28 protein-coding genes are annotated in these 25931 nt (G+C 58.0%); 13 read left to right on the top strand and 15 right to left on the bottom strand.

Annotated elements, in window-relative coordinates; genetic code table 11:
* Positions 1 to 13 precede the first annotated feature (13 nt).
* On the bottom strand, positions 14 to 277 hold the full coding sequence (locus ACP4QI_RS00220) for a hypothetical protein (protein WP_426495891.1): 264 nt from the start codon (positions 275 to 277) through the stop codon (positions 14 to 16).
* 29 nt (positions 278 to 306) lie between these two features.
* Between ACP4QI_RS00220 and ACP4QI_RS00215 the strand changes: the two genes are divergently transcribed.
* Entirely contained in the window at positions 307 to 603 is a 297-nt protein-coding gene (locus ACP4QI_RS00215; protein WP_279869600.1) for a YicS family protein, read from the top strand.
* Positions 604 to 640: 37 nt separating this feature from the next.
* Here the strand turns inward: ACP4QI_RS00215 and ACP4QI_RS00210 are convergent, their stop codons facing one another.
* Entirely contained in the window at positions 641 to 1588 is a 948-nt protein-coding gene (locus tag ACP4QI_RS00210) for a LacI family DNA-binding transcriptional regulator (RefSeq protein ID WP_142487693.1), read from the bottom strand.
* Positions 1589 to 1882: 294 nt separating this feature from the next.
* Here ACP4QI_RS00210 and ACP4QI_RS00205 point away from each other — a divergent pair, with 294 nt between their 5' ends.
* The 6 genes from ACP4QI_RS00205 (at position 1883) to ACP4QI_RS00180 (ending at position 7833) form a co-directional block, all read left to right on the top strand.
* Positions 1883 to 2197, top strand: coding sequence for a PTS sugar transporter subunit IIB (locus tag ACP4QI_RS00205; protein ID WP_032615638.1), 315 nt, complete (start codon positions 1883 to 1885; stop codon positions 2195 to 2197).
* A gap of 12 nt (positions 2198 to 2209) precedes the next feature.
* Complete coding sequence (locus tag ACP4QI_RS00200; RefSeq protein WP_106995599.1) at positions 2210 to 3535, top strand: PTS sugar transporter subunit IIC; 1326 nt, start codon at positions 2210 to 2212, stop codon at positions 3533 to 3535.
* 17 nt (positions 3536 to 3552) lie between these two features.
* Positions 3553 to 4938, top strand: coding sequence for a glycoside hydrolase family 1 protein (locus tag ACP4QI_RS00195; RefSeq protein WP_426495890.1), 1386 nt, complete (start codon positions 3553 to 3555; stop codon positions 4936 to 4938).
* 15 nt (positions 4939 to 4953) lie between these two features.
* A complete protein-coding gene (locus tag ACP4QI_RS00190; protein ID WP_072250852.1) occupies positions 4954 to 5256 on the top strand; it encodes a PTS lactose/cellobiose transporter subunit IIA in 303 nt (100 codons plus the stop codon).
* A gap of 161 nt (positions 5257 to 5417) precedes the next feature.
* Positions 5418 to 6797, top strand: coding sequence for a carbohydrate porin (locus ACP4QI_RS00185; protein ID WP_445730301.1), 1380 nt, complete (start codon positions 5418 to 5420; stop codon positions 6795 to 6797).
* A gap of 130 nt (positions 6798 to 6927) precedes the next feature.
* Positions 6928 to 7833 (top strand): DMT family transporter, encoded by a 906-nt coding sequence (locus ACP4QI_RS00180; protein ID WP_142487690.1) that lies wholly within the window; start codon positions 6928 to 6930, stop codon positions 7831 to 7833.
* 37 nt (positions 7834 to 7870) lie between these two features.
* Here ACP4QI_RS00180 and nepI read toward each other — a convergent pair whose 3' ends face one another.
* The 10 genes from nepI to ivbL form a co-directional block, all read right to left on the bottom strand.
* On the bottom strand, positions 7871 to 9061 hold the full coding sequence (nepI, locus tag ACP4QI_RS00175) for a purine ribonucleoside efflux pump NepI (RefSeq protein WP_142487689.1): 1191 nt from the start codon (positions 9059 to 9061) through the stop codon (positions 7871 to 7873).
* A gap of 166 nt (positions 9062 to 9227) precedes the next feature.
* Complete coding sequence (locus ACP4QI_RS00170) at positions 9228 to 9680, bottom strand: DUF1198 domain-containing protein (RefSeq protein ID WP_106995594.1); 453 nt, start codon at positions 9678 to 9680, stop codon at positions 9228 to 9230.
* 164 nt (positions 9681 to 9844) lie between these two features.
* On the bottom strand, positions 9845 to 10849 hold the full coding sequence (locus tag ACP4QI_RS00165) for an alpha/beta fold hydrolase (RefSeq protein ID WP_426495969.1): 1005 nt from the start codon (positions 10847 to 10849) through the stop codon (positions 9845 to 9847).
* Positions 10850 to 11011: 162 nt separating this feature from the next.
* Positions 11012 to 12403 (bottom strand): hexose-6-phosphate:phosphate antiporter, encoded by a 1392-nt coding sequence (gene uhpT / locus ACP4QI_RS00160; protein ID WP_285129384.1) that lies wholly within the window; start codon positions 12401 to 12403, stop codon positions 11012 to 11014.
* A gap of 132 nt (positions 12404 to 12535) precedes the next feature.
* Complete coding sequence (locus ACP4QI_RS00155) at positions 12536 to 13855, bottom strand: MFS transporter (RefSeq protein ID WP_426495970.1); 1320 nt, start codon at positions 13853 to 13855, stop codon at positions 12536 to 12538.
* A complete protein-coding gene (uhpB, locus tag ACP4QI_RS00150) occupies positions 13848 to 15353 on the bottom strand; it encodes a signal transduction histidine-protein kinase/phosphatase UhpB (RefSeq protein ID WP_142487684.1) in 1506 nt (501 codons plus the stop codon). The genes ACP4QI_RS00155 and uhpB overlap by 8 nt, the downstream gene beginning before the upstream one ends.
* Entirely contained in the window at positions 15353 to 15943 is a 591-nt protein-coding gene (uhpA, locus tag ACP4QI_RS00145) for a transcriptional regulator UhpA (protein ID WP_142487683.1), read from the bottom strand. The genes uhpB and uhpA overlap by 1 nt, the downstream gene beginning before the upstream one ends.
* Positions 15944 to 16067: 124 nt before the next feature.
* Positions 16068 to 16355: an acetolactate synthase small subunit gene (ilvN, locus tag ACP4QI_RS00140; protein ID WP_039032259.1), complete on the bottom strand. Its 288-nt coding sequence runs from the start codon at positions 16353 to 16355 to the stop codon at positions 16068 to 16070.
* A 3-nt stretch (positions 16356 to 16358) separates the two neighbouring features.
* Positions 16359 to 18047: an acetolactate synthase large subunit gene (ilvB, locus tag ACP4QI_RS00135; RefSeq protein WP_231313371.1), complete on the bottom strand. Its 1689-nt coding sequence runs from the start codon at positions 18045 to 18047 to the stop codon at positions 16359 to 16361.
* Positions 18048 to 18146: 99 nt separating this feature from the next.
* Positions 18147 to 18245, bottom strand: a complete 99-nt coding sequence (gene ivbL, locus ACP4QI_RS00130; protein ID WP_103824263.1) for an ilvB operon leader peptide IvbL — start codon at positions 18243 to 18245, stop codon at positions 18147 to 18149.
* Positions 18246 to 18768: 523 nt separating this feature from the next.
* On the opposite strand from ivbL, the gene tisB reads away from it, so the two are divergent.
* The 4 genes from tisB (at position 18769) to dsdA (ending at position 22112) form a co-directional block, all read left to right on the top strand.
* Complete coding sequence (gene tisB, locus ACP4QI_RS00125) at positions 18769 to 18858, top strand: type I toxin-antitoxin system toxin TisB (RefSeq protein ID WP_039032257.1); 90 nt, start codon at positions 18769 to 18771, stop codon at positions 18856 to 18858.
* A 64-nt stretch (positions 18859 to 18922) separates the two neighbouring features.
* Positions 18923 to 19369, top strand: coding sequence for a GNAT family N-acetyltransferase (locus tag ACP4QI_RS00120; protein WP_426495971.1), 447 nt, complete (start codon positions 18923 to 18925; stop codon positions 19367 to 19369).
* Between the two features lie 198 nt (positions 19370 to 19567).
* Complete coding sequence (gene emrD / locus ACP4QI_RS00115; protein WP_156262599.1) at positions 19568 to 20752, top strand: multidrug efflux MFS transporter EmrD; 1185 nt, start codon at positions 19568 to 19570, stop codon at positions 20750 to 20752.
* 61 nt (positions 20753 to 20813) lie between these two features.
* Positions 20814 to 22112, top strand: coding sequence for a D-serine ammonia-lyase (gene dsdA / locus ACP4QI_RS00110; RefSeq protein ID WP_426495972.1), 1299 nt, complete (start codon positions 20814 to 20816; stop codon positions 22110 to 22112).
* Here the strand turns inward: dsdA and ACP4QI_RS00105 are convergent.
* From ACP4QI_RS00105 to ACP4QI_RS00095, 3 genes are read right to left on the bottom strand one after another with little or no spacing between them, the layout of a single operon-like run.
* On the bottom strand, positions 22109 to 23221 hold the full coding sequence (locus ACP4QI_RS00105) for an anaerobic sulfatase maturase (RefSeq protein ID WP_426495973.1): 1113 nt from the start codon (positions 23219 to 23221) through the stop codon (positions 22109 to 22111). The genes dsdA and ACP4QI_RS00105 overlap by 4 nt on opposite strands.
* Positions 23218 to 23580: a DUF202 domain-containing protein gene (locus tag ACP4QI_RS00100; protein ID WP_142487677.1), complete on the bottom strand. Its 363-nt coding sequence runs from the start codon at positions 23578 to 23580 to the stop codon at positions 23218 to 23220. The genes ACP4QI_RS00105 and ACP4QI_RS00100 overlap by 4 nt, the downstream gene beginning before the upstream one ends.
* A complete protein-coding gene (locus ACP4QI_RS00095) occupies positions 23570 to 23917 on the bottom strand; it encodes a YidH family protein (RefSeq protein ID WP_142487676.1) in 348 nt (115 codons plus the stop codon). The genes ACP4QI_RS00100 and ACP4QI_RS00095 overlap by 11 nt, the downstream gene beginning before the upstream one ends.
* Before the next feature lie 331 nt (positions 23918 to 24248).
* On the opposite strand from ACP4QI_RS00095, the gene ACP4QI_RS00090 reads away from it, so the two are divergent.
* Together ACP4QI_RS00090 and ACP4QI_RS00085 are read left to right on the top strand one after the other, a co-directional pair.
* On the top strand, positions 24249 to 25574 hold the full coding sequence (locus tag ACP4QI_RS00090; RefSeq protein ID WP_142487675.1) for a PTS sugar transporter subunit IIC: 1326 nt from the start codon (positions 24249 to 24251) through the stop codon (positions 25572 to 25574).
* Positions 25575 to 25602: 28 nt separating this feature from the next.
* Positions 25603 to 25926 (top strand): PTS sugar transporter subunit IIB, encoded by a 324-nt coding sequence (locus tag ACP4QI_RS00085; protein ID WP_231313377.1) that lies wholly within the window; start codon positions 25603 to 25605, stop codon positions 25924 to 25926.
* The last annotated feature ends 5 nt before the right edge of the window (positions 25927 to 25931 follow it).

The following is a 25931-nucleotide window of genomic DNA, read 5'->3' as shown; positions in this document are numbered from 1 at the left end:
CGTTGCACGTCGACTATCCCACATTCTGCCCACGATAAAAACAGCAAACTCTGGCGTAACGCGCGTTAAAAAATGTAAGTGCAATCAACGCTAAATTGCCTTTGCGAGCAGCATCACCCTTTGTTCTCTGGCAACCGCCTGCCGTCACAAATTTTTCTTCCGGGTTTGCCTGTCCGCCAAATTGTGCGGCTACGCTTATTCGTACCTCTGCGCAACTATTGGCAAAATTAATACTTTCGGCTTGGGTCGCAAAGGCGGATGTAACGATATATTTCATAAACGTGTGTGGTTTTTCCGGAGGTTTCCATGAAGTCAGCGCACCTGTTTTGCCTGGTAGTCTGCCTGCTTTTTGCCGCCTTCGTTCATGCTCAGGAACTGAACGACCCGGTCAAATTAGAACAAATGAAACAGTCGGTTTTGAAGGATGTGAAGAAAGCCTGTGCCCCGCAACGCAAGCAAAGTGATAAAGAGTGGCAGGCGATGATTATGACCTCTGAGGCCAATCAGATGCTGGTCAAAAATGCGGTCGTGGCGATGGAGCGGAACAACCAGGAAGGTTACTGGGATGCCGTGAGTCAGGTGGACTGCATGGAGGATTACTGATTACGCATTAAGGGGCCCTACAGCCCCCTTAATTTTTTTAGCGTCGCACATCCGGAATAATTAAATCCCCGCGCAGCACATACGAACCCAGCATCTGGGTCTTCTCATTCAGCCAGCTGACAATCCGTGCCGCCATGGCATCCATCGAGTACTCAATCGCCGGAATGGTCGGAATGCCCGGCAGGTGCAGGGAGCCCGCAAGACTGAATACCATGATGTCGCCCGGTACCGATCGGTTGAACGCCTGCAGCTGCGGGATCACCCGCTGCGCTTCCTGCTCATCGGCCACCAGTAGGGCGTTGAAATTCACCGTAGTGGCGTTGTTAAGCAGCTCCTGCAGGGCCACGGAGGATGACGTGGCTTCCATAAAGACCAGGTTGCGATTAAACGGCAGGAAGTTCTTTTCCAGCCCATGCTTGTAGCCCAGCAGCACCTGATCGGCAAAACCGCTGCCGTGCGGGTGGATCAGGGCAATCTGGCGTCGCCCCTGGCTGGCAAGGAAGTTACACGCGGTTTCCGCGGCAAAGGCATGGTCGTACTGGATACTATTGACGTTGTTGGTTTCCATGCAATCCACCAGGATGACGTTCTCCTGATCGATATGCAGCGGAAAACGGGCGCCGATAATCAGAATGTCATCGCATAACCCGCAGGACAGCTCATCCAGCGCGCTCATGACTTCGGCTTTGGTGTTGGCGAAGCGAAGCAGCAGGTGCTTCTGGTGCTGGCTAAGGTGTTTTTCCAGCGCGTACAGATAACCGGTGGTCTGGTTAATGTTGTCCTGGGCGCAAATGACGCCGATACAGCCGGTAGACTGGCTGAGCAGCGACTGGGCAATCACATTTGGCCGATAGTTCAGCTCTTCCACTGCTTTCAGTACGGCCTGGCGGCTGGCTTCCTTCACGCCGCGCGACCCGCTCAACACCCGTGATACCGTGGCTTTGGACACCCCGGCCAGACGTGATACATCGTTGATTGTAGACATCTTTATCCCCTGACAGGTCTCTCCAGGCCCCTGTAATTCCTGATTCCACTTCGGCTCATATTATAGCCACTCAGGAGTATATCTGTTTCCGTTTTCCATGGAAACCGATTTTCCGTTTCCACTCCATATGATGCAAAAGCAGCCAAAATTCGTGACCTGAATCTGATAATCAGGGCCCATAAGCAAGGGATCTTGATGGCTGTCACACTTCTGTCTTATATCAATGGAAACCGGTTTCCATATGTTATCCAATCATCTCCGCAATAACTATTTACATTTTGAGGATGGTTGTCGATGTTCAAGATAATGCTGTGCTGTTCTGCCGGGATGTCCACCAGCCTGCTGGTTCGGAAAATGGTCGAAGCCGCGAACGAACGCGGTTTACCGGTCAAAATCGATGCGTATGGTGTTTCAGAATTTGATACACAGTTTCCGCAATATCAGGTCGTGCTTCTCGGACCGCAAGTCAAATACATGTTAAAAACGCTCTCAGACAAGGCTGCCACCCAGGGCATACCCGTACAGTCCATCGATACAATGGATTACGGTATGCAACGTGGCGATAAAGTGCTGGACTATGCTCTGTCGCTCATCGAAGCGGCACACTAAGAAGGTGTTCTCATGAGTTCGTTATATCAATCTATGGTTGCCGTCATTGAGCAGTCCATCGCACCGCTGGCGGGCAAGCTGGGCCAGCAGAAGTACGTGATTGCCATCCGCGACGGCTTTACCGCCGCGCTGCCGTTTATGATCATCGGCTCGTTTATGCTGGTGTTTATCTTCCCGCCGTTCTCCGCAGACACCACCAACAGCTTTGCCCGCGGCTGGCTCGATTTCTCCGAGACCTACCGTGAACAGCTGATGCTGCCGTTTAACCTCAGCATGGGCGTGATGACCTTCTTCATCTCGGTAGGGATTGGCGCCAGCCTTGGCCGCCAGTTCAATCTTGACCCGGTGATGTCCGGCCTGCTAGCCTTTATGGCGTTCCTGCTGGTGGCCGCCCCTTACGCCGACGGCAAAATCTCTACCCAGTATCTGTCGGGCCAGGGGATCTTCACCGCCCTGATCACCTCCATCTATGCCACCCGCGTTTACGCCTGGCTGAAGGACCATAAAGTCACCATCCGTCTGCCGAAGGAAGTGCCGACCGGCGTGGCGCGCTCGTTTGAGATCCTGATCCCGGTGGTGGTGATCATTGGTACCCTGCACCCGCTGAACCTGTTTATCGAAGCCCAAACCGGGATGATCATCCCGCAGGCGATTATGCACCTGCTGGAGCCGCTGGTTTCCGCCTCTGACTCCCTGCCTGCCATTCTGCTCTCCGTGCTGCTGTGCCAGATCTTCTGGTTCGCCGGCATCCACGGCGCGCTGATTGTCACCGGCATTATGAACCCGTTCTGGATGGCTAACCTCTCCGCCAACCAGGCCGCACTGGCTGCCGGCGCTGCGCTGCCGCATGTCTACCTGCAGGGCTTCTGGGATCACTACCTGCTGATTGGTGGTGTGGGCTCGACCCTGCCGCTGGCCTTCCTGCTGCTGCGCAGCCGCGTCACCCACCTGCGCACCATCGGCAAAATGGGCGTGGTGCCAAGCTTCTTTAATATCAACGAACCTATTCTGTTCGGTGCGCCGATCATCATGAACCCGATGCTCTTTATTCCTTTCGTGTTCGTTCCGATGATCAACGCTTGTCTAGCCTATACCGCCACCAAACTCGGCTGGCTGGCACAGGTCGTCTCGCTGACGCCGTGGACCACTCCGGCGCCAATTGGTGCCTCATGGGCGGCAAACTGGGCGCTCAGTCCGGTGGTGATGTGCGTCATTTGTATGGTCATGTCGGCGGTGATGTATTTACCGTTCCTGCGTGCTTATGAACGTTCCTTGATGAAAACCGAAGAACAAAAAGCGCAGGCAACCGTAGGTGCAGCAGAGACCGTCGGTAATTAAGTCAAAGAGGACGTTTTATGAAATATGCATTTCCCGAAAACTTCTGGTGGGGTAGCGCCTGTTCTGCACTGCAAACCGAAGGGGAAAGCCAGGGCAGTGGCAAGGGATTAACCACCTGGGATCACTGGTTCGCTACCGAACCGAATCGCTTTCACAATGGGGTAGGGCCGCAGAATACCTCCACGTTTTATCAGCACTGGAAAGCCGACATTCAGCTGTTAAAGCAGCTGAACCACAATAGCTTTCGCACCTCGATAAGCTGGGCGCGTCTCATCCCGGAAGGCACCGGTGAAGTGAACCAGGAAGCGGTTGCTTTCTACAATCAGGTGATCGACGAACTGATTGCCCAGGGTATCAAGCCGTTTATCACCCTGTTCCACTTCGACATGCCGATGGCGATGCAGGAGATTGGCGGGTGGGAAAACCGTGATGTGGTGGCGGCCTATGCCCGCTACGCAGAAACCTGCTTTGAGCTTTTTGGTGATCGGGTAATGCACTGGTTTACCTTTAACGAGCCGATTGTGCCGGTAGAGGGCGGGTATCTGTACGACTTCCACTACCCGAACGTGGTCGATTTCCGTCGCGCGGCAACCGTGGCCTATCACACCGTGCTGGCCCATGCCCAGGCGGTTCGCGCCTTCCGCGCCGGGCATTTTGCCGGTGAGATTGGCATCGTGCTGAACCTGACGCCGTCCTATCCGCGCTCGCAGAATCCGGCGGACGTGAAAGCCGCGCACCATTGCGATCTGCTGTTTAACCGCAGCTTCCTCGATCCGGTGCTGTGTGGCGAATACCCGGCGGATCTGGTGGCGATGCTGAAAGCGTACGATCAGCTGCCCGTCTGTCTGCCGGAAGACAGCGCCCTGATTGCCGACGGCAAAATCGACCTGCTGGGCATTAACTACTACCAGCCGCGTCGGGTGAAGTGTCGTGATACGGCCATTAATCCGCAGGCACCGTTTATGCCGGAGTGGTTCTTCGATAGCTACGAGATGCCGGGCCGCAAGATGAACCCGTATCGCGGCTGGGAAATCTACGAGCCAGGTATTTACGATATTCTCATTAACCTGCGCGATAATTACGGCAACCCACGCTGTTTTATTTCTGAAAATGGTATGGGCGTCGAAAACGAGCAGCGTTTTATTGAGAACGGCCAGATTAACGACCAATATCGAATCGATTTTATTTCTGAACACCTTAAATGGCTGCATAAAGGCATTAGCGAAGGCTGTAATTGTCTTGGCTACCATATGTGGACATTTATTGATAACTGGTCATGGTGTAATGCTTATAAAAATCGTTATGGCTTTGTCCAGCTCGATTTGGAAACGCAGCAACGCACCATTAAAAAGAGCGGAGAGTGGTTTGCTGCCACCTCTCTAAATAACAGTTTTGATAAATAAACAGAGTAACTGATGATGATTGCCTTAGAAGAAGCCGTAATGGAAATCATCGTCAATGCTGGTCAGTCGCGCAGCCTGTGCTTTGAAGCACTGCATGCTGCGCGGCAGGGCAACTTTGACGAAGCGAAAAGCCTGCTGCGCGAAGCCGATGGCTACGCGCGCCAGGCGCACCATATGCAGACCAAACTTATCGAGCAGGACGCGGGCGAAGCCCGTCAGCCGATGACGTTAATTATGGTACACGCCCAGGATCACTTAATGAACTCGCTGCTGGCCCGTGAATTATCCGAAGAAATTATTCACCTGTATCAGCGTTAATTAATTAAATATCAGCACCGGAGATATCGTTACGATAATAGTATAAAGCCTCTGTATCCTAAAAAATAAAAATCAACCTTTTCTGATGATAGCGACATATTCTGTCAATCCGGAACGGGGTGGTTATTGTCTGAATAAAATTTAAATATATTGAGATAACCATGAATATGATTAAAAAACTTCCATTAACAATGGCGGTTATCGCCGCGCTTTGCCCGGTTTCCGGATTCGCACAGGAATTTACGCAGGAGCAAATCGACGCCATTGTGGCCAGAGCGGTGGATAAAGCCCTGGCCGATCGCCAGGCGAAAATGGATGCCGCGGTGGCGAAAAAAGCCGACGTCATCAACGAACCGCAAAGCGCCGCCCAGTCCCCGGATATGGCGATCCCGTTCGGGATTAAATTTACCGGCTATGCCCGCTACGGGGCGCACTTCCAGGCCGCCGATCAGAAATACGTCGCGGTGGACGGGTCCTATAACGGCGCCTCGGCGATCGGCCGTCTGGGTAACGAAGGCAACGGCGGCGAGTTCCAGCTCTCAAAAGCCTTCAAGGGCGAAAACGGCGCCATCTGGGACGTCAACGTGATGATCGACCACTGGGGCGACGAGGTTAACCTGAAGAAGGCCTACGCCGGGGTGACCAACATTCTGGCGTCCAACCCGAACGCCTATCTCTGGGCCGGGCGTGACTTCCACCAGCGTCCGCAGCAGGGCATCAACGACTACTTCTGGATGAACCACGACGGCCAGGGGGCCGGGGTGAAGAACTTCGACATCGGCGGCGTGCAGTTTGACGTGGCGACCGTGGCGGCAGTCGAATCCTGTAGCCCGGAAGTGATGGACGACGAGGCCAACCCGTCGCGCATCACCTGTACCGGCGGCTCCGGCACCGGCGACAAGGGCAACTACGCGGCCACCTCCAAAATTCACGGCATGAAGCTCGGCCCCATCGACCTGGAGCTGTACGCGAACTACGGCTTTGACTCGAAAGCCATCGACACCGAAGAGCGCACCAACGCCTGGCAGGGCGGCGTGGTCCTGAGCCACACCAACGACAGCGGCGTGAACAAGGTGATCGCCCGCTACTCTGATAACTCCGATAACAGCGTGTTCAACAAAACCGAGGACCTGACCACGGTGTACGCCAGCTTCGAAGGGCTGCACAAGTTCACCCAGGCGACCCAGGTGGAGTACATTCTGGCCTTCCACGACTACGACAACAGCCGTGACAGCACCGACAACCGCAAGAACTACAACGCCATCGTGCGGCCAATGCACTGGTGGAACGACGTGCACTCCACCTGGCTGGAAGCGGGCTGGCAGCATGTTGATTACGACAACGGCGGGGATAACAAGGGCTGGAAGCTGACCCTGTCGCAGAACATGTCCATCGCGATGGGCCCGGAATTCCGTCCGATGCTGCGCTTCTACGTCACCGGCGGCAAGGTGGATAACGAACGCACCGCCCGCGTGAACAACACGAAAGATGAAACGCTCGACGACTTCAACGTCGGCGCGATGTGGGAAGCCTGGTTCTAAATCAACTGCGCCCGGCGGCGCTGCGCTTGCACGGGCCTACAAAGTTTTGTAGGCCGGGTAAGCGTAGCGCCACCCGGCAGGACCCGTGTTATGCTGCTGGCCTTTGAAAGCCACTATCGCAGGGGAGAGCATGGGTTCCACACGTAAAGGGATGCTGAACGTCCTGATCGCCGCCATTTTATGGGGCAGCTCAGGGGTTTGCGCGCAGTACATCATGGAGAAAAGTCAGATCCCCTCGCCTTATCTGACCATGATCCGCCTGCTGTTTGCCGGCGTGATCCTGCTGACGCTCTCATTCGTCCACGGCGACAAGATTTTTTCGGTCATCAAAAATCGCAAAGACGCCATCAGCCTGCTGATCTTCTCCCTGTTCGGGGCGCTGATCGTTCAGCTCACCTTCCTGGTGACGATTGAAAAATCCAACGCCGCCACCGCCACCGTGCTGCAATTCCTGTCGCCGACCATTATCGTGGCGTGGTTCGCGCTGGCGCGCAAAAAGCGCCCGGGCATTTTCGTGCTGGCGGCGATCATGACCTCGCTTGTCGGCACCTTTTTACTGGTCACCCACGGCGACCCGACCTCGCTGACTATCTCCCCGGCCGCGCTCTGCTGGGGCATCGCCTCCGCCTTCGCCGCGGCGTTCTATACCACCTACCCCTCCACGCTGATTGCCCGTTACGGCACGCTGCCGATCGTCGGCTGGAGTATGCTGCTGGCAGGGTTAATGCTGACGCCGTTCTATGCCGGGCGCGGCACCGCTTTCGTGGTCGACGGTAGCCTGCTGCTGGCGTTCTTCTATCTGGTGGTGATCGGCACGGCGGTGACCTTCAGCCTGTATCTGAAAGGCGCGCAGATGATTGGCGGGCCGAAGGCGAGCATTCTGAGCTGCGCTGAGCCGCTGAGCAGCGCCCTGCTGTCGGTGATTTTACTGGGCGTGGCGTTTACCCTGCCGGACTGGCTGGGCACGCTGTTGATTGTGTCGTCGGTGGTGCTGATTTCGATGGATTCGAGAAGACGGGTTCAGACGTCCGCGTAGCCTGATGCCCTCTCCCCTCAGGGAGAGGGCCAAACACTTATTGCGCTTTAACCTTCCCCGCCACCAGCAGCGCAGTCATCAGCATTAATGTGCCGGAGATGACCAGCGGTGACGTCAGTCCCAGATGGTCGAGCGCAACGCCCCCCACCGCCGCGCCGCAGGTGTTCGCCAGCTGGATCACCGCCACCTGGATCGACCCGGCTTTTTCAGCCTGATCGGCAAGCGAGCGGGTGATCCACGTCGACCAGCCTACCGGGACCAGCGCAAAGGCAAAGCCCCAGATAATCGCAATCGCCGAGGCTACCCACTTGTCGCTGCCCCACAGGATCAGCACGGCGGCGCTGACTGCCAGCACCAGCGGCGCCCCTGCCAGCGCCACTTTCAGGGAGCGTTTCAGGAACTGCGCCGACAGCGAGGTGCCGACAAAGCTGGCGATACCGAAGCTCAGCAGCACCAGCGTCAGGCCGTCGACGTCAAACCCGGCCATGGTCATAAATACCGGACGAATGTAGGTAAAGAAGGCAAACTGCCCGGCAAACGACATAAAGATGGCGATCATTCCCGCCATCACGCCGGGGCGTTTCAGCAGGCTGAACATGTTCTGCTTGTGATGTGCGGCTTCGCCCGGCAGCGACGGTAGCGCTTTCCAGACCCAGAGAATGCACAGCAGCCCCATCACCGCGGCACCGTTAAAGACGTTACGCCAGCCGATGATCCCCCCGAGGAAACTGCCCAGCGGGGCGGCGATCACCAGCGCGATGGAGACCGCGCCGAAGATGACGGAGAGCGCTTTCGGTACGGTACGCGCCGGCACCAGCCGCATAGTGAGCGAGGCCGACATCGCCCAGAATCCGCCCAACCCCAGCCCCAGGCAGGCGCGCCCCAGCAACAGCAGCATGAAGTTATCGGCAAAGGAGACCAGCAGGCAGGAGAGGGTCAGCAGGACAGAAAAAAGGATCACCACCTTGCGGCGATCGGTGGTACCAATCGCCTGGGTAATGAACAGGCTGGCAAACATGGCGACAAAGGCGGTGACGGTGACCGACTGGCCCGCCAGCCCTTCAGAAATGCCCAGATCCTGCGCCATCGGCGTCAGCAGGCTAACCGGCAAAAACTCCACGGTAATCAGGCAGGCGACGCAAAACGCCACGGAAAAAACCGCCGACCAGTTCGGGCGGGAGACCGCCCTGGCATGGGGCGAAGGGGCGGATTGGATCTGTTCTGTCATGGCATCACCTGGGGATAAAATGAGCGGGAAAGCCGCGCAGTTTAACAGTTTAAATGTGATCCATTTAACGTTTTGACAACTTTTGGCACTTTTTGCCGGGCGGCACTAAGCTTGCATCGGCCTACGGGTCTTGTAGGCCCGGTAAGCGCAGCGCCACCGGGGAATATCAATGCAGGAAGAAGACCCCCTCTTCCGGCAGGAAGAGCTGGTTATAGCGCAGCTGAAAAGCGTTAAACTCGTACGGATCGGGCTCCATATCGCGCATAAAGCCGAGCGCCATGCGGATCTGGGCATCGGTGATCGGCGCGGCGAGACGCGCCTTGCGCAGCAAGCGATACCAGCTCAGCAGGTTGTTTTCACTGCTGTCGACAATGCACACCTGCCAGATCAGCAGCACCTGGGCGGCATTCTGCAGGTGCGCTTCGTCCGGGCGCTCCAGATAGCGGATAAACTCATTCCCGGCGCTTTTGCCAAACTGGTCGATCATCGATTCTACGGGAACCGGGGTAATGCCCAGACGCTCGCTGAGACGACGAATCGCGCGCCGGGGTCCCGACGTCATGACGCGAAAGCCCACCACAAATACCACGGCCAGCGTAGCCAGCATTATCCAGACCATGAACTCTCCTTAGGGTTAGCCGAGCATGATATCGGGAAATGCCGGGTATCGACAGCAGGCAACGTCGGATTAATGAACGGAGAAACAGTGGATTGGGGTCATGAAAAAAGATATCCGCCCGGGGAAGGCATCCGGGCGAATATTGGCGTGCGGTTAAAGACCAGTCAGCGCGCCTGAAGCCCTTTCAGCAGCGCCTCATGGAAACGCTGCGGATCCTGCATCTGCGGGGCGTGGCCCATGTCGTTAAACTCGACCAGGGTGGCGTGCGGAATACGCTTAGCCGTCTCCTGGCCCAACACCGCGTAGTTGCCGAGCGTCTTGCGCACCTCCGGCGGGGCGAGATCTTTCCCGATGGCGGTGTTGTCCTTTGTGCCGATCATCAATAATACCGGCATCTTCAGCTCGCTGAATTCATAGATCACCGGCTGGGTGTAGATCATGTCGTAGAGCAGGGCCGAGTTCCAGGCCACACGCTCTTTGCCCGGCCCGTTGTTCAGTCCGGCGAGCATGGTGACCCAGCGCTCGTATTCCGGCTTCCACTCCCCGGCATAGTAGGTATTTTTCTCGTACTGCCGGATGCCGTCGGCGCTGGTTTTCAGCTCACGCTGATACCACTGGTCGGCGGTAATATGCGGCACGCCGCGCGCTTTCCAGTCTTCCAGGCCTATCGGATTGACCATCACCAGCTGCTCCACCTGCTGCGGCCACATCAGCGCGTAGCGGGTAGCCAGCATGCCGCCGGTCGAGTGTCCGATAACCGTCACGCGATCGACGCCGAGCGTTTTCAGCAACGCGTGGGTGTTATCTGCCAGCTGCTGGAAGCTGTACTGATAGCGTTCCGGCTTGGTGGATTTACAGAAACCGATCTGATCCGGGGCCACCACGCGGTAGCCACTGGCGGTAAGGGCGCGAATAGTGCCGTCCCAGGTGCCGGCGCAGAAGTTTTTACCGTGCATCAGGACCACGGTGTGGCCGTTGGCTTTTTCCGGCTTCACGTCCAGATAAGCCATATCCAAAGACTGATTTTGCGAGGTAAAGGTGAAGTGTTTCACCGGCCAGGCGTAGTCAAAACCTTCCAGCTTCTCGCCGTAGGTGGGGGTATCGGCCGCCATCGCGGGTGAGGCCAGCGCCACCAGCAGGGCAAGGCAGGACAATCGTCGGGTCAACATGCAAGCTCTCCATTAGCAAAGGGGCTAAAGCTGCGCGAAAGGCGGCAGCGAAATAACACTGTAGAGCATGGCGCGGAGCGGGTGTGTAAAGCGGGGTAAGGTAATCGGGGTGAGAATGTAAAAAAGCCCGGCATCAAGCCGGGCAAAAAGTTACCTGCACACTCAGGCTGCTTTCAAACGTTGCATGCGTTTTTCGCGGCGGATCTTGCGCTCTTCCAGCACAGCGACCATCGCCATCAGGACGATACAGCCGATGGCTGCCGCATCCAGCGCGGCAAAGGTGCCCGCCCAGCCGGTGAGGCCGAAGATCGGCGTGCCGTCGGCGATCATCCCCAGACCCAGCTTGGCGAAGCTGTCGCCGATCAGGTAAGCGAAGGTGCCTTTAATCCCATCGGCAGCGCCGATCGCTTTTTTCGGTACGAAGCCCACCGCCGCCACGCCGATCAGCAGCTGCGGACCAAACACCAGGAAGCCGAGGGCAAACAGGGACGCCAGGTAGACGTACTGGTTGCTGGCATGCTGATAAATGCCCAGGGTGGCGATAATCAGCGCCAGCGCGACGCAGGCCACCAGCGCCCGGCGGCCGTTGGCGAGATCGGAGAGCCAGCCCCACAGCAGGGTGCCCACCAGCGCGCCCACTTCGAACAGGGTGAAGCCCTGAATCGCCACCTCTTTGGAAAGCTTCAGCTCCTGGAAGGCATACACGGTCGACCACTGGTCGATACCGATACGCACCACATACAGGAAGATGTTTGAGAAGCAGAGCAGCCAGATGACTTTGTTTTTCAGCACGTACTCAACAAAGATCTGCCATTTGGTCATCTCGTTCTCTTCGGTCTCTTTGTCCTCTTCGCTGATCTCTTCGTCAAACAGCTCTTCGGCTTTACCCAGGCCATAGGATTCCGGGGAGTCGCTGCCGTAGCGCAGGCCGATAAAGCCGACGATCAGGGCGATAATCGACGGGAAGATAAACATGCCGATGACGTGGCCGTCGAACAGGACGTTCGCGCCGAACAGCGCCACGCCTGCCGCACCCGCCCCGCCGAGGTTGTGGGAGATGTTCCACATCCCGAGGTACGAACCGCGCTTACGGCGCGGGGTCCATTTGGTGATGGTGGAGTAGCTGCACGACCCGCCGGTACTCTGGAAGAAACCGCTCAGGGCGTAGAAGGCGATCATCATAAACAGGCTGACCGAGCCCGCGCCCATGCTGGCGCTGAAGCCGAGCATACAGATGGCGGAGAGGATCAGCATAAACGGCAGGAACTGCTTGGTGTTTTTGCCGTCCGCGTAATAGGAAACCAGGGTTTTCCCCACCCCGTAGGTGATGGAGAAGCCGAGACCAATCATCCCCAGCTGGGTCATGCTCAGCCCGTAGGTGGAGATCATGTCGTTCTGGGCGATGTTAAAGTTTTTGCGGATCAGGTACATGGTCAGGTAGCCGATAAAGACCACCAGATAGGACTGCATGAAGGGTTTGAACCACATTTTGCGCCGCACATCGAGCGGCAGATCCAGGGTCGGCTTGCGCACCTGGTTTAAGAAGGCCAGCATGAATAACTCTCTCCCGAGCTGATTTTTATCGCATTGTAAAAATCAGTCGGGAGTGACGCCTGAGACAGCGTCCAGGCGGAACCGGGAAAATTTCTTAGTTTTGCGCCACTCAGGGCGAAAAGGTGAGGCGCATCACGCTTCGCTGGCCTCGCGCGGCGCCTGAGCATGCAAAAACGGCAGCAGCAGCAGCGCGGAAATCCCCGCCGCGATGGCGATGACCGCAAAGAATCCGCTCCAGTGCCAGGTGTCGATAACCCGCGCCAGCGGCCAGCCGGAGAGCGACGCGCCAAGATAGGCAAACAGGCCGACAAAGCCCGTCGCCGCCCCTGCCGCGTCCTTGTGTGAACACTCGGCCGCCGCCATGCCGATCAGCATCTGCGGGCCAAACACGAAGAAACCGGTGGTGAAGAAGCAGGCCGCCTGCATCACGTAGCTGGCAAAGGGCATCAGCCACAGGGAGCCGACGGAGAGCAAAATCCCGGCGGCGAAGATCAGGTTCATTGGCCCGCGGTTGCCGTTGAACAACTTGTCCGACCCCCAGCCCGCCACCAGCGCGCCGATAAATCCGCCCAGCTCAAACATCGATACCGCCGAGTTGGCGGTGACCAGATCGACGCCGAGCGTCTCGGACATATACAGATTGCCCCAGTCGTTGATCGCCGCCCGCACCACGTAGACCAGCACGTAGCAGAGCGACAGCAGCCAGATCCAGGGGTTCAGCAGCACGTACCGGGTGAGGATCTCCCGGCGGGTCAGCCCTGCTCCCTCCTGCTGCTGGGCGATCTCCAGCGCGTCGTGCCGCCAGTCGCCCACCGCAGGCAGGCCCACGGTTTGCGGCCTGTCGCGCAGCCGCCAGCAGAGGAACAGCCCGGCAACAATCGCCAGACCGCCCGCAATCATCATCCCTGCCCGCCAGCCGTAGTGCAGCGCCGCCGCGCCCACCACGATGGGGATCAGCGCCCCGCCAACGTTATGCGCGGTGTTCCAGATGGCCCACCAGCCGCCGCGCTCGGTGCGCGAATACCAGCTGGTGAGCAGGCGGGCGCAGACTGGCGAGCCCCAGCCCTGGAAAAAGGCGTTCAGCGCCCACAGCAGGGCAAAGGCCCACAGCGAGGTGGAGAAGCCAAACAGGATGTTTACCACCCCGGTGGCGATCAGCCCGACGCCCATAAAATAGCGGGCGTTAGAACGGTCGCTGACGATGCCGGAGAAGAACTTCGACAGGCCGTAGGTGATGTAAAACAGCGTCGCCAGCAGGCCGATATCGGTGCGGGTCATCACCCCGCTGACGAGGATCTCCGGCGCGGCGGCGTTGAAGCTTTTGCGGGTGAAATAGAACAGCGCGTAGCCCAGCCAGATAGTGATCAGGATGTGGCGACGCCAGTAGCGATAGCGGGCGTCGATCTCGGCTTTTTCGCCGATCGGGGCTGCGTTGACGGGGGTTTTAAACATGCTGTGTCCTTAGCGGCAAACTGACGCTGACGCGCGTCCCGTGGGTGCAGGAGATGTTCAGCGTACCGCCCAGCGCCTTCACGCGCTCGCGCATCCCCGCCAGGCCAAACCCCTGCTGGCCGGAGCCCGGCGGCAGACCGCAGCCATCGTCTTCAATCATCAGCCGCAGCCACTCATCCTGCTGCCAGCCCTGCAACGTCACCGCGCTGGCGCTGGCGTGCTTAACGATATTGTTCAGCCCCTCCTGACAGACGCGGAACAGGGTAACGCGCTGGCCTTCGCTCAGCGCCGTTTCGTCGATATCCCAGTCGAGATGGCTGACGATGCCGCGACTCTCCAGCTCCATCTCGCGCATCAGGGAGCGTACCGCCTGCTCAAGGGATAGATCGTCCAGCTGGCGCGGGCGCAGCCGACCCAGCAGACGGCGCACCGAGTCATACACCCCCAGCGAGAGCTGCTCAATATGCGCCCCGCCCTGCTTCACCCCGGCGTTGTCCGGGGCCAGGCGCTGAACGATGCCCGCCTGGGTGCGGATGGCGGTGATGGTCTGGCCGATATCGTCGTGCAGTTCGCGGGCCACTTCGCGGCGGACGTGCTCTTCGGTCTCCAGCAGCCGCTCGGCAAGGCGGCGATTGCGCGCCAGCTCGGTTTGCAGGGACTGGTTCAGCTCGCGCAGACGCTGAATGCCCGCCCCGAGCAGCAGCCCGGTCAGGCTCTGGGCCAGCAGGGAGAGCAGAAGATCCACAGGGTGATCGTGCCAGGTCTGGCTGGCAATCAGCGCAATGGCGTTCATCAGGGTGGCGATCAGCGCCCCCTGCCAGCCGTAGTGCCAGGCGAGGGCGATAATCGGCAGAGCCAGGCAGAACGGGGTAAAGCGCGACAGCTCGGCGGGGAGGCCAAGCTGGAGCCACAGACTCACCACAAACAGCAGCACATAACCAATCAGATGCCGCGCCCGCCAGTTCACCGGCTGCGAAACCAGCGCCGGCCCGAGCGGCTGCCAGACGGTGCTGGTGAGGTAGTGCCAGATAACGAGACAGGTCGGGGCCAGCGTCAGGCCACCGGTCAGGGTCAGCAGCAGCGCGTTGAGCATCTCCTTTCCGCCCGCCCACGGCAGGGACTGTAGCAGCGCGGCGGCAATCAGCGCCGCTCCCTGACCCAGCAGGGTGCGCCAGTCGCGCTGGTGACGATAGCGGGAGATCAGCGCCACGGGAATAAGCGTCAGCACGCTTCCGGTCATCAATAAGGGCAGATGCGCCAGCGCCACTTGCTGTGCCAGCCAGGCCAGCATCAGCCATTCGGCGCCAAGCAGCACCGGCCAGTAGCCGCGCGGGCATTGCAGCATCAGCCCCAGACGCAGGCCGAAGGGAAAGAGCAATACCGCCAGCTCCGGGCGCTCCACCAGATGCAGGCTGATGCTCCACAGGCAGAACCATGCGGCAGAGAAGATGAAGAAGCTGGCGACCACCGCCACCAGCCGGGAGAAAAGGGAATTCATTACCAGCCGTCAAACATGCGGCGAGCCAGCTCGACGTCGTTGCTGACGCCCAGTTTTTCCATCAGGTTGGCGCGGTGAACGTGGACGGTTTTGGGCGACAGACCAAGCTCAACGGCGATCTCCTTCACTGCCATCCCCTGGGCCAGCTTTTCCGCCACCTGGCGTTCACGTCGGGTGAGCGGATCCTGGCGTCCGGCCGCCAGCTTGATGGCAATGTCCGGCGTCAGGTAGCAGCCGCCGGTAGCGACGGTGCGCACGGCGGCAATCAGCTCGTCCGGGCTACAGCGTTTGGAGAGGAACCCGCGTGCGCCCGCGTTCAGGGCCTGTTCGACCAGCGCCGGGCTGTCGTGGACCGAGAGCATGATGGTCGACATCCCCTTCGGCAGCTGGCTCAGCAGCTCCAGCCCGGAGAGATCCGGCATCGAGATATCGCAGATACAGACCTGCACCCCGCGTCCCGGCAGACCGGCCAGCGCCTCGCGACCGGAACCAAACTCGGCCACCACCTGAAAATCGGGCTCCAGGCTCAGCAGCTGGGCAAATCCGGAACGGACGATAAGGTGATCGTCGATAAGGGCGATGGTGGTCATGGCTGGATCCTGATGCGTGAACGCGCCGGATGGCGGCGTAAACGCCTTATCCGGCCTACGGGTAAAGTCCTTGTAGGCCGGATAAGCGCAGCGCCACCCGGCAAAGCCGCTTACCTTAAGTGATTTACTCGAAGAACACCGCAATTTTGTTAAACATGGTCGGATCGGACTGGTTGCGCACCACTTTCACCACATCCTCCAGCTTGTCGATCTGCGCCATCATCTGCTCCAGCCGCTGATCGTCATTCACCAGCAGCCAGATGCGGCTGTGTTCGCTGCCCTGAATCGGCAGACAGAGAATGCCTTCCACGTTGAACGCGCGGCGGGCAAACAGCCCGCAGACGTGGGTCATGACCCCGGGATGGTTGCGGACGGTAAGCTCCAGGATGACGTTATCATTTTGTTTTTGCATGGCTTATTCCCCCACCATTTCAGTATTGGCCGCACCAGGTGGGACCATCGGATAGACTTTTTGTTGTGGATCGATACGGACGTGGATCAGCGCCGGGCCCGGGCGTGAGATCGCCGCCTGCAACGCCGCGTGGGCATCCTCTTCGGCATTCAGATCGCAGGTATGCAGGCCAAAACCGGCGGCAATCTGCATAAAGTTAATCATCCCCGGATAGGTCGCCGCAAACACGCCCTGCTTGTAGAACAGGCTCTGCTGCTGGTGAACCAGCCCCAGCGCTTCGTTGTTCATCAGGATGATTTTCACATCCAGCTGGTTTTCGGCCGCGGTGGCCATCTCCTGAATGTTCATCATCAGGCTACCGTCGCCGGAGAAGCAGATCACCTTGCGGTCCGGATTGGCGAGCGCCGCGCCCACAGCTGCGGGCAGGCCAAAGCCCATGGTGCCCAGACCGCCGGAGGTCAGCCACTGGCGCGGACGGTTCAGCGGATAGGCCTGAGCGGTCCACATCTGATGCTGACCCACGTCGGTGGTGATGATCGCGCTGTCGTCCACGCAGGCGGCCACGGCGTTGATCAGCCCGTAGTGGCTCAGCGGGTCGCCTTCGGTCGGGATGGCACCCGGGAACTCCTGCTGTAACCCGCTTACCTGCTGATGCCACGCGCTGCGCGGGGTGGCGTCGATGTGCGGCAGCAGCTGCGCCAGCACCTCGTTGACGTCGCCCTGGATCGCCACGTGCGGCTGCTTGATTTTGCCCAGCTCCGCGCGGTCGATATCCACGTGAATGATTTTGGCATTCGGGCAGAACTGCTCGGTTTTGCCGATCGCCCGGTCATCAAAACGTGCCCCGAGAACGATCAGCAGATCTGCCTCCTGCAGAATAAAGTTGGTGCTGCGCGCGCCGTGCATGCCGAGCATCCCCAGCGACAGCGGGTGCGCTTTTGGCAGCATGCCCAGCGCCATCAGGGTCATGGTGGTCGGCAGGCTGGCTTTTTCTGCCAGGGCGCGCACCGCGTCTGGCGCATCAATCACCCCGCCGCCCAGATAGAGCACCGGGCGCTGTGCGGCGTTAATCATTGCAGCGGCTTCACGCACGCTGTCTGCGCTGAAGGCTGGCGATGGCGCGCGAGTGCCGGGCTCCGGCAGCACGTCGATCTCAATTTCAGCGGTCTGCACATCCTTAGGAATGTCTATCCACACCGGGCCCGGACGACCGGACTGGGCGATACGGAACGCATCGCTGATAACCTGCGGTAATTCGCTGATATCGCGCACTAAATAGTTGTGCTTGGTGATGGGGATAGAGATGCCGTAGGTGTCCACTTCCTGAAATGCATCGGTGCCGATCATCGAGGCCGGCACCTGGCCGGTAATGCAGACTAACGGAATAGAGTCGAGACGCGCGTCGGCGATGGCGGTGACCAGGTTGGTGGCGCCCGGCCCGCTACAGGCCATACAGACCGCCGGTTTGCCCTGGGTTCGCGCCATACCCTGCGCGATAAAGCCTGCACCCTGCTCGTGACGCGCCAGCACGTGGCGGATCTGCGTGCTCTGGCTTAAGGCGTCATACAGCGGGAGTACCGTCCCACCAGGAATACCCGCAACCGTGGTAATGCCCTGACGTTCCAGCAAATGAACGATTAACTGCGCACCAGTGAAACGCGTCTTGTGTGATGTTGTGCCCGAACTTGCCATGCTCCAGTCCTTCTTATGGGCCGACTTTCCGGGGGGCTTTAAACAAAAACCCCGCCGGTTTGCGCCGGCGGGGTTTGGAATCGTGTGTTGATCCAGTCCCTACGGCGCATTGCCGACGACCACCACCACACGCACGACGACCACTGCGGCTGGGTGCGCAGTTTTTAGTAGGGTCGCGGTGTTCATGGATGCAGTCATGGGAGACCTGTCTCTGGAATCATTGAGTGGATTTATACAAGCACAGGTTGTCAGGCGTGACAACGGAATTATTTTCATCTGCCTGAAAATGCGTCAGGGATCACGTTTCGCTTGTCGGGTTATGAAAACAAAAAACCCCGCCGAAGCGAGGTTTTTTTACAGCGTTTGCGGCTGGTGACCGCAGTGCACACTGTGTTACGTCAACGCACGAAGTATACGCGATCGCACGGGAACGCGCAATTTACGGCACGGATTTTGACGCATTTGAGTATGGCTCCCGCTTCACGTTTTGTCCATAAATTACTGTTCATATATACAGTATTTATCTATACTGGGTGTGTTCACAGGGTGCGAGGGGAGCCGCTCGTAGTACACCGGCGCAACGAAGTCCTGGCTGAAACGGGTGGTGCCGTCAGCGCCTCCACTCCCCAACTGAGCACACTGTGTTACGTCAACAAAGGTGCTGGCCACAGGCGGCGGAAAGGTACGCCAGCATCGTGCTCCTTAACCAGAGGAGACGCGTATGAGCGTAGTGGATATGGTTGTACTTATCCTCAAACTCATTGTTGCAGCACTGCAACTGCTTGATGCTGTCCTGAAATACGTTAAGTGATTCAGGTTCAAGCCGCACCAGAGAGGGGCGGGAAACCGCCCCTCTTTAATAACGAGGGAATGCTATGTTGCGTTTATTAATTGAGCCTGTCACGCCGGACGAGCCGGGCTATATCGCGCTGAAAGCCGAGAGCACCGCGCTCAATTTCAATATGTTGCGCAGGCTGGAAGAGAACTGGGAGCGGGGTGAAAATCGCTTTAACGCCCCGGGTGAAAAGCTGCTGGGTGCGTTTCTGAACGGCAAACTGGTGGGGATTTGCGGGCTAAACCGCGATCCGTTCAGCCAGCAGCCGCGGGCTGGCCGTATCCGCCATCTCTATATCAGCGAAAGCTGTCGTGGGCTGGGTATCGGCAGGCAACTGCTCGCCGTGGTGATGGCCGATGCCAGCATCTGGTTCGATTTTCTCAATACCCATGCGCCCCACACCGCCTGGCCATTCTATCAGCGGGCTGGCTTTACGCTGGTCGCGGATGAACCGCGCGTCACGCACCGGTTATTCTGCACAGTGTAACGGGCCGGCAGCGTCCGGCCCGATCCTATGGCAACTTTAGTTGCCGTTCTTGTTTATTAATCCTGCCTTTTTGCCGTTTTCCATTCATCATCGCAATGCTTAACTTGCCATCTCACTGTGGTAGATTCCTCGCGCATTTATGGGAATGCGCAGTCACTTATTCTTTATTTATCTCTTTTGGCAAAAGTATTCAGCGACATGAAAAGACAGCGGAACGTTAATTTACTCTTGATGTTGGTATTGCTGGTCGCCGTCGGTCAGATGGCGCAAACCATCTATATCCCGGCTATTGCGGATATGGCGAAGGAACTCAACGTCCGTGAAGGCGCGGTGCAGAGCGTGATGGGCGCTTACCTGCTGACCTACGGCGTCTCGCAGCTGTTCTACGGCCCGCTCTCGGATCGCGTTGGTCGCCGTCCGGTGATCCTGGTCGGGATGACGATTTTTATGATCGCCACGGTAATTGCCATGACCACCCACAGCCTGAGCGTGCTGATTGCCGCCAGCGCGTTGCAGGGCGTTGGCACCGGCGTCGGCGGGGTGATGGCGCGTACCCTGCCGCGCGATATGTATCAGGGCACCCAGCTGCGGCATGCCAACAGCCTGCTGAATATGGGCATTCTGGTCAGCCCGCTGCTCGCCCCGCTCATTGGCGGCCTGCTGGACACCATGTGGTCCTGGCGCGCCTGCTACGGCTTCCTGCTGGTGCTGTGCGTCATCGTTACCTTCAGCATGGCGCGCTGGATGCCGGAAACCCGGCCCACTGAAGCGCCGCGCACCAAACTACTCACCAGCTACAAAATCCTCTTCGGCAACGGGGCCTTTAACTGCTACGTGCTGATGCTGGTGGGCGGCCTGGCGGGCATCGCAGTGTTCGAAGCCAGTTCGGGCGTGCTGTTGGGTGCCGGGCTGGGCCTCAGCAGCATGGTGGTGAGTATTCTGTTTATTCTGCCGATCCCGGCGGCGTTTTTCGGCGCCTGGTTTGCCGGACGCGCCAATAAACGCTTCACCACCCTGATGTGGCAGTCGGTGGTGAGCTGCCTGCTGGCAGGGCTGATGATGTGGATCCCGGGGCTGTTCGGGGTGATGAACGTCTGGACCCTGCTGATCCCGGCCGCGCTGTTCTTCTTTGGCGCGGGGATGCTATTCCCGCTGGCGACCAGCGGCGCGATGGAGCCCTTCCCGTTCCTGGCGGGCACCGCCGGGGCGCTGGTGGGAGGCCTGCAGAATATTGGCTCCGGCGCGCTGGCCTGGCTCTCGGCGATGATGCCGCAAAACGGACAGGCCAGCCTCGGGCTGCTGATGACGCTTATGGGCTTGCTGATTGTGCTCTGCTGGCTGCCGCTGGCCTCCCGCGCCTCGCATCACGAGCAGGCGGTGTAAGCGGATCTTGCCCTCAGGCTGGTTTCCTGTTTTCTTAAGGGGATACGCCTGAGAGGATCCTATGACGCCAGAACATCTGAAGTTAATCGCGCAGTACCCCCTGCTCAACGATCTGATTGCCCTGCAAGAGACTACCTGGTTTAACCCGAACGCCACGACGCTGGCCGACGGGTTACCCTGGGTCGGCCTGACCCAGGCGGACGTGGACGACGCCCATGCCCGCCTGGCGCGTTTTGCCCCTTATCTGGCAAAAGCTTTTCCGGAAACCGCCACAAACCACGGCATCATTGAATCCGATCTGGTCGCTATTCCGGCGATGCATCAGCGCTTGCAACAGGAATCAAACATCACAATCCCCGGCACCCTGCTGCTGAAAAAAGATAGCCATCTGCCGATCTCCGGCTCGATTAAAGCCCGCGGCGGGATCTATGAAGTGCTGACCCACGCGGAAAAACTGGCCCTGGCCGCCGGGCTGCTCAGCCTCGACGACGATTACAGTATCCTGCTGGAGCCCCGCTTTAAGCACTTCTTCAGCCAGTACAGCATCGCCGTGGGGTCGACCGGCAACCTCGGGATGTCCATTGGCATCATGAGCGCCCGCATCGGCTTTAAGGTGACGGTGCACATGTCCGCCGACGCCCGTGAGTGGAAGAAGGCAAAACTGCGCAGCCACGGCGTGACGGTGGTGGAATATGAGCAGGATTACGGCGTGGCGGTGGAACAAGGGCGCAAGGCGGCCGAGAGCGATCCGAACTGCTTCTTTATCGACGATGAAAACTCCCGCACCCTGTTCTTAGGCTATGCCGTGGCAGGCGAGCGTCTGAAAGCGCAGTTTGCCGAACAGGGTCGGGTGGTGGATGCGGATCATCCCCTGTTTGTCTATCTGCCGTGCGGCGTGGGCGGGGGCCCTGGCGGAGTGGCGTTCGGGCTGAAGCTGGCCTTTGGCGATCATGTTCATTGTATTTTTGCCGAGCCTACCCACTCCCCGTGCATGCTGCTGGGGGTGTATACCGGTCTGCATGATGAGATTGCTGTGCAGGATCTGGGGATCGATAACCTCACCGCGGCGGATGGTCTGGCGGTAGGCCGTGCCTCCGGCTTTGTTGGCCGCGCCATGGAGCGCCTGCTCGACGGGTTCTACACCCTCTCCGATCAGAGTATGTACGACATGCTGGGCTGGCTGGCGCAGGAGGAGAACATTCGCCTTGAGCCGTCGGCGCTGGCGGGGATGGCCGGGCCGGTGCGCCTCGCCGCCTCCGGTCGTTATTCGCTGGAGAACGCCACCCACCTGGTGTGGGCAACCGGCGGCGGGATGGTGCCGGACGAGGAGATGGCGAAGTACCTGGCGAAAGGGCGTTAACTTGCCCGGTGGCTCTGCTGGAGCAGAGCCATCAGCTCTATGGGCGAACGGTGATGGCGGATTAAATCGCGCATCACCCGCATATGCGGGGCGGAGTGGCGGAAGAACGCCTGATACCCCGCGCAGAGCGCGCTTTTGCCATCCACCCGGTGTTTAGGGCAATCGCCGTTACACAGGTGACGCATCGGGCAGGCCCGACACTCGGCGGATAGGTCTGTTTGCTTGCGCAGCCCAAAGGCGATGGCCGCCTCGCTCTGATTAAGCTCTGCCAGCGGCGTCTGATGGATGTTGCCCAGCCGGTACTGGGGCCAGACGTAGTGATCGCACTGGAAGAGATCGCCATTGGCCTCCAGCGCAAAGGCGTGGCCGCAGGTGGCGGCAAGAGAACACATCTGCGACGGATAGCCGCACCACACCCCCAGCGTTGAGTCGAAGAGCTGCACAAAGACGCGACCAATATCCTCCCGCACCCAGACGTCAAACACCGTCGACAGGAATTCTCCCCACTGCCGATCGCTGACCGATTCCGGATTATCGTGCTCCTGCAGCGGAAGAAATTGCAGAAAGGGCGTGCCCAGCGCCCGTAAATAGCGATACAGGCGCTCCGGCTGGCGGCTGTTCTGCCGGTTAATGACCGTCAGGAGGTTAAACGACACCCGATGGGCGCGCAGCTTCTCTATCGTCGCCAATACCTTGTGATGAGTAGGATTGCCGCTGCGGCTGACGCGATATGCATCATGCAGCGCCGCCGGGCCATCCAGCGAGATCCCCACCAGCCAGCCCTGCTCGCGAAAAAACCGACACCAGGCGTCGTTAAGCAGGATCCCGTTGGTCTGAAAGGCGTTGGTGATGCGCTTTCCTCCGCCATGGCGGTGCTGCAACGCCGCGACGCGGCGGAAGAAATCCAGCCCGCAGAGCGTCGGCTCTCCACCCTGCCAGGCAAACTGCACCTCCGGCCCGGGCTGGGCGGCGATATGCTGTTGGATGAAGGTTTCCAGCGTGGCGTCGTCCATGATCGGCTGCTGGGGCTTATCGATATAAAAACAGTAGCGGCAATCGAGATTGCAACGTGAACTGGCCGGCTTGGCCATGACCTGACATCCTGTCATGCAAAATCCCTGATAAAAATGATGAGATGGTGAACGTGACTAGCAGCAAACAGTAATGCGAGGGATAACACTGCGAGGGCGATCATAAATTTAATACGCACCGGTCGGGATGCTGAAAAGTCGTACAGCGAAACGTCCATCCGCGCGCGATTGCGGGTGTAGTGCCAGAGGATCAGCGCCACCATCGCCAGCACGCCCAGCGCCACCCAGAACAGCGGGCCCGCCTGCTGCCAGTTGTGCCTGACCGCCAGCACCATCAACGCGCCATAACCAAACAGCGTGCGCAGCCAGGCGAGCGAGGTGCGCTCCGGTTGCAGCCCCGGGTCGGCCAGACGGCGCGCTTTGCGGCTATCCGCCATACAGTACCAGCCCCATCACAATCACCGCCACTATCATCAGGATCAGGCTGACCAGCAGCAGACTGTGGGTGTAGGGCAGATCTTCTTTCAGACGCATCGCCTTTTCATTCCGCAGCCAGCGCAGGTAGCCGTAGATCGCCAGCCCGCCGGAAAAGAGGCACAGCAGCAGCGCCAGCAGCTGGCGGATCACCGGCGTGGCAAAATCGGGTGCCAGCTGGTCGAGACCAACACCGGCCGCCAGAAAGCCCAGCGCGGTGCGGATCCACGCCAGAAAGGTACGCTCGTTTGCCAGCGAGAAGCGATAATCCGGCGCTTCGCCGAGGCGGGAAATTTTCATGACGTCTCCTGTCTGACTGCCCGTTGTACAAAACTGCGGCAATAGTAACGTATCCGGGGACAGCCTCTCTACCCTGAACAACGGGCATATATACAAGCTTTGTATTTATTGTTCAGTTAAATAATCTCAAATTATATGCTGCCTATTTTTGCAAATAGAATCACAAAAAATCAAACTTAATCTTTAAATGACAATATTTGATTATTAAAGTGATTTCGCTTTCAAAATATCTTACCAAATAAACTATTAGTCGTTCCGTTATTAAATTACAAGCAACACTCAGCTGGATTTTATTCATCCGGAAGCGAATATCACGGAGGTTGACTGCATTATGTTTTCTGACTTTATTTCAGTAATACAATCCTTTCTAACCGAACCCGCTATTTTAATTGGATTGCTGGTGGGACTGGGTTATGCCCTTGATAAGAAATCGCCGATTAAAATTATTACCGGTATGGTTAGCGCCATGGTGGGATTAATGATGGTGCTCTTTGGCGGGTTTCAGTTTTCAGCCACCTTTAAACCCGTTGCCGATGCGGTCAGTAAATCTTATGGGATCCATGGTTATTTAATGGATTCCTATGCCATGAAAGCGGCAACCCAGATTGCGCTTGGGGATAATTTCGGTTTTGTGGGCTATGTGTTTGTGCTGGCCTTTTTTACCAACCTGCTGCTGGTTTTATTTGGCCGCTACACAAAGGTAAAAGGCATTTTTCTGACCGGCAATACCGGAGTGTCTCACTCCCAGGCAGTGCTGTGGCTGATCGTCTTCTGGCTGGGCTTTGGCTGGGTGCAGTCAATTATTATCGCCGGAATTTTAACCGGGGTATTCTGGGCGTTCGCCACGACCCTGATTGCCAAACCGGTAGCTAAAATCACCAATAATGCGGGCTTTACCATTGCTCATAACCAGATGCTGGGGATCTGGTTCTTCTCGAAATTTGCCCACCTGTTTGGCGACGCTGAGAAGCAGGATGCTGAAAACATGAAGCTACCCGGCTGGCTGGCGATTTTTAACCATAACGTCACCTCCATCGCCATAGTGATGACCCTGTTCGTTGGCGGGTTCTTACTGACCACCGGCATCGATAACGTTCAGGCCATGGCAAAAGGTAAGCCCTGGTATATCTACATTATTAATCTCGGCCTGCAGTTCTCTATGTATATGGTGATCCTGTTACAGGGCGTGCGCATGATGGTCGGGGAAATTAACGCCTCGTTTAAAGGCTGGCAGGATCGTTTAATTCCGGACGCTATACCCGCCGTCGATGTCGCAGCATTATTACCCTTCTCCCCGAATGCCGCCACCCTCGGATTTATTTTCTGTACCTTCGGCACTATTTTCTCGATGGGCATTCTGCTTATTACCCATAGCCCTATTATGGTGCTTCCCGGTTTTGTACCATTATTTTTCTCCGGTGGCCCAATTGGAGTATTAGCTAACCGGCTGGGCGGTTATCGCGCCGTAATTATTTGTACTTTCCTGCTGGGGATTATTCAAACCTTCGGCACCGTATGGGCTATTCCCTTAACCGGACTCGCCGCCGAAGGGGTGGGCTGGACCGGTATTTTCGACTGGGCGACATTATGGCCTGCCATTTGTGAAGTGCTTAAGTTTATTGCCTCGACGTTCCATCTCGGGCCTTACGCGGGCTAAATCATCTCATTGTGAAAAGGATATCGTTATGAAAGACAAAATTAATATTCTGTTTGTATGCGGCTACGGTGTCGGCAGTAGCGTGATGTTGCAGACGGTGGTGAAAAAAGCGTTAGCCAAATATGACATTCATTTCGACATGGAGCATACCGCCGCAGGCGAGGTGGGCGGATTTACCGAATGGGCCGATATCTTCGCCATTTCGAAAAAACTGATTGATGTGGTGAGCCTCGATCCGCGCCACGGGCAGTATCTAATCCCTATCGAAAATATTATGGACGGAGAGACCATCGGGAAGCAGATCTATGCCGTGGTGGAAGAACATTTCCCGCATCTGGTAAAGGCCCGTTAAGGAGC

This window comes from Leclercia sp. TB492 (genome assembly GCF_049974505.2).
Taxonomy (GTDB): domain Bacteria; phylum Pseudomonadota; class Gammaproteobacteria; order Enterobacterales; family Enterobacteriaceae; genus Enterobacter; species Enterobacter adecarboxylatus_C.
This window is presented reverse-complemented; position numbering and strand designations above follow the sequence as displayed.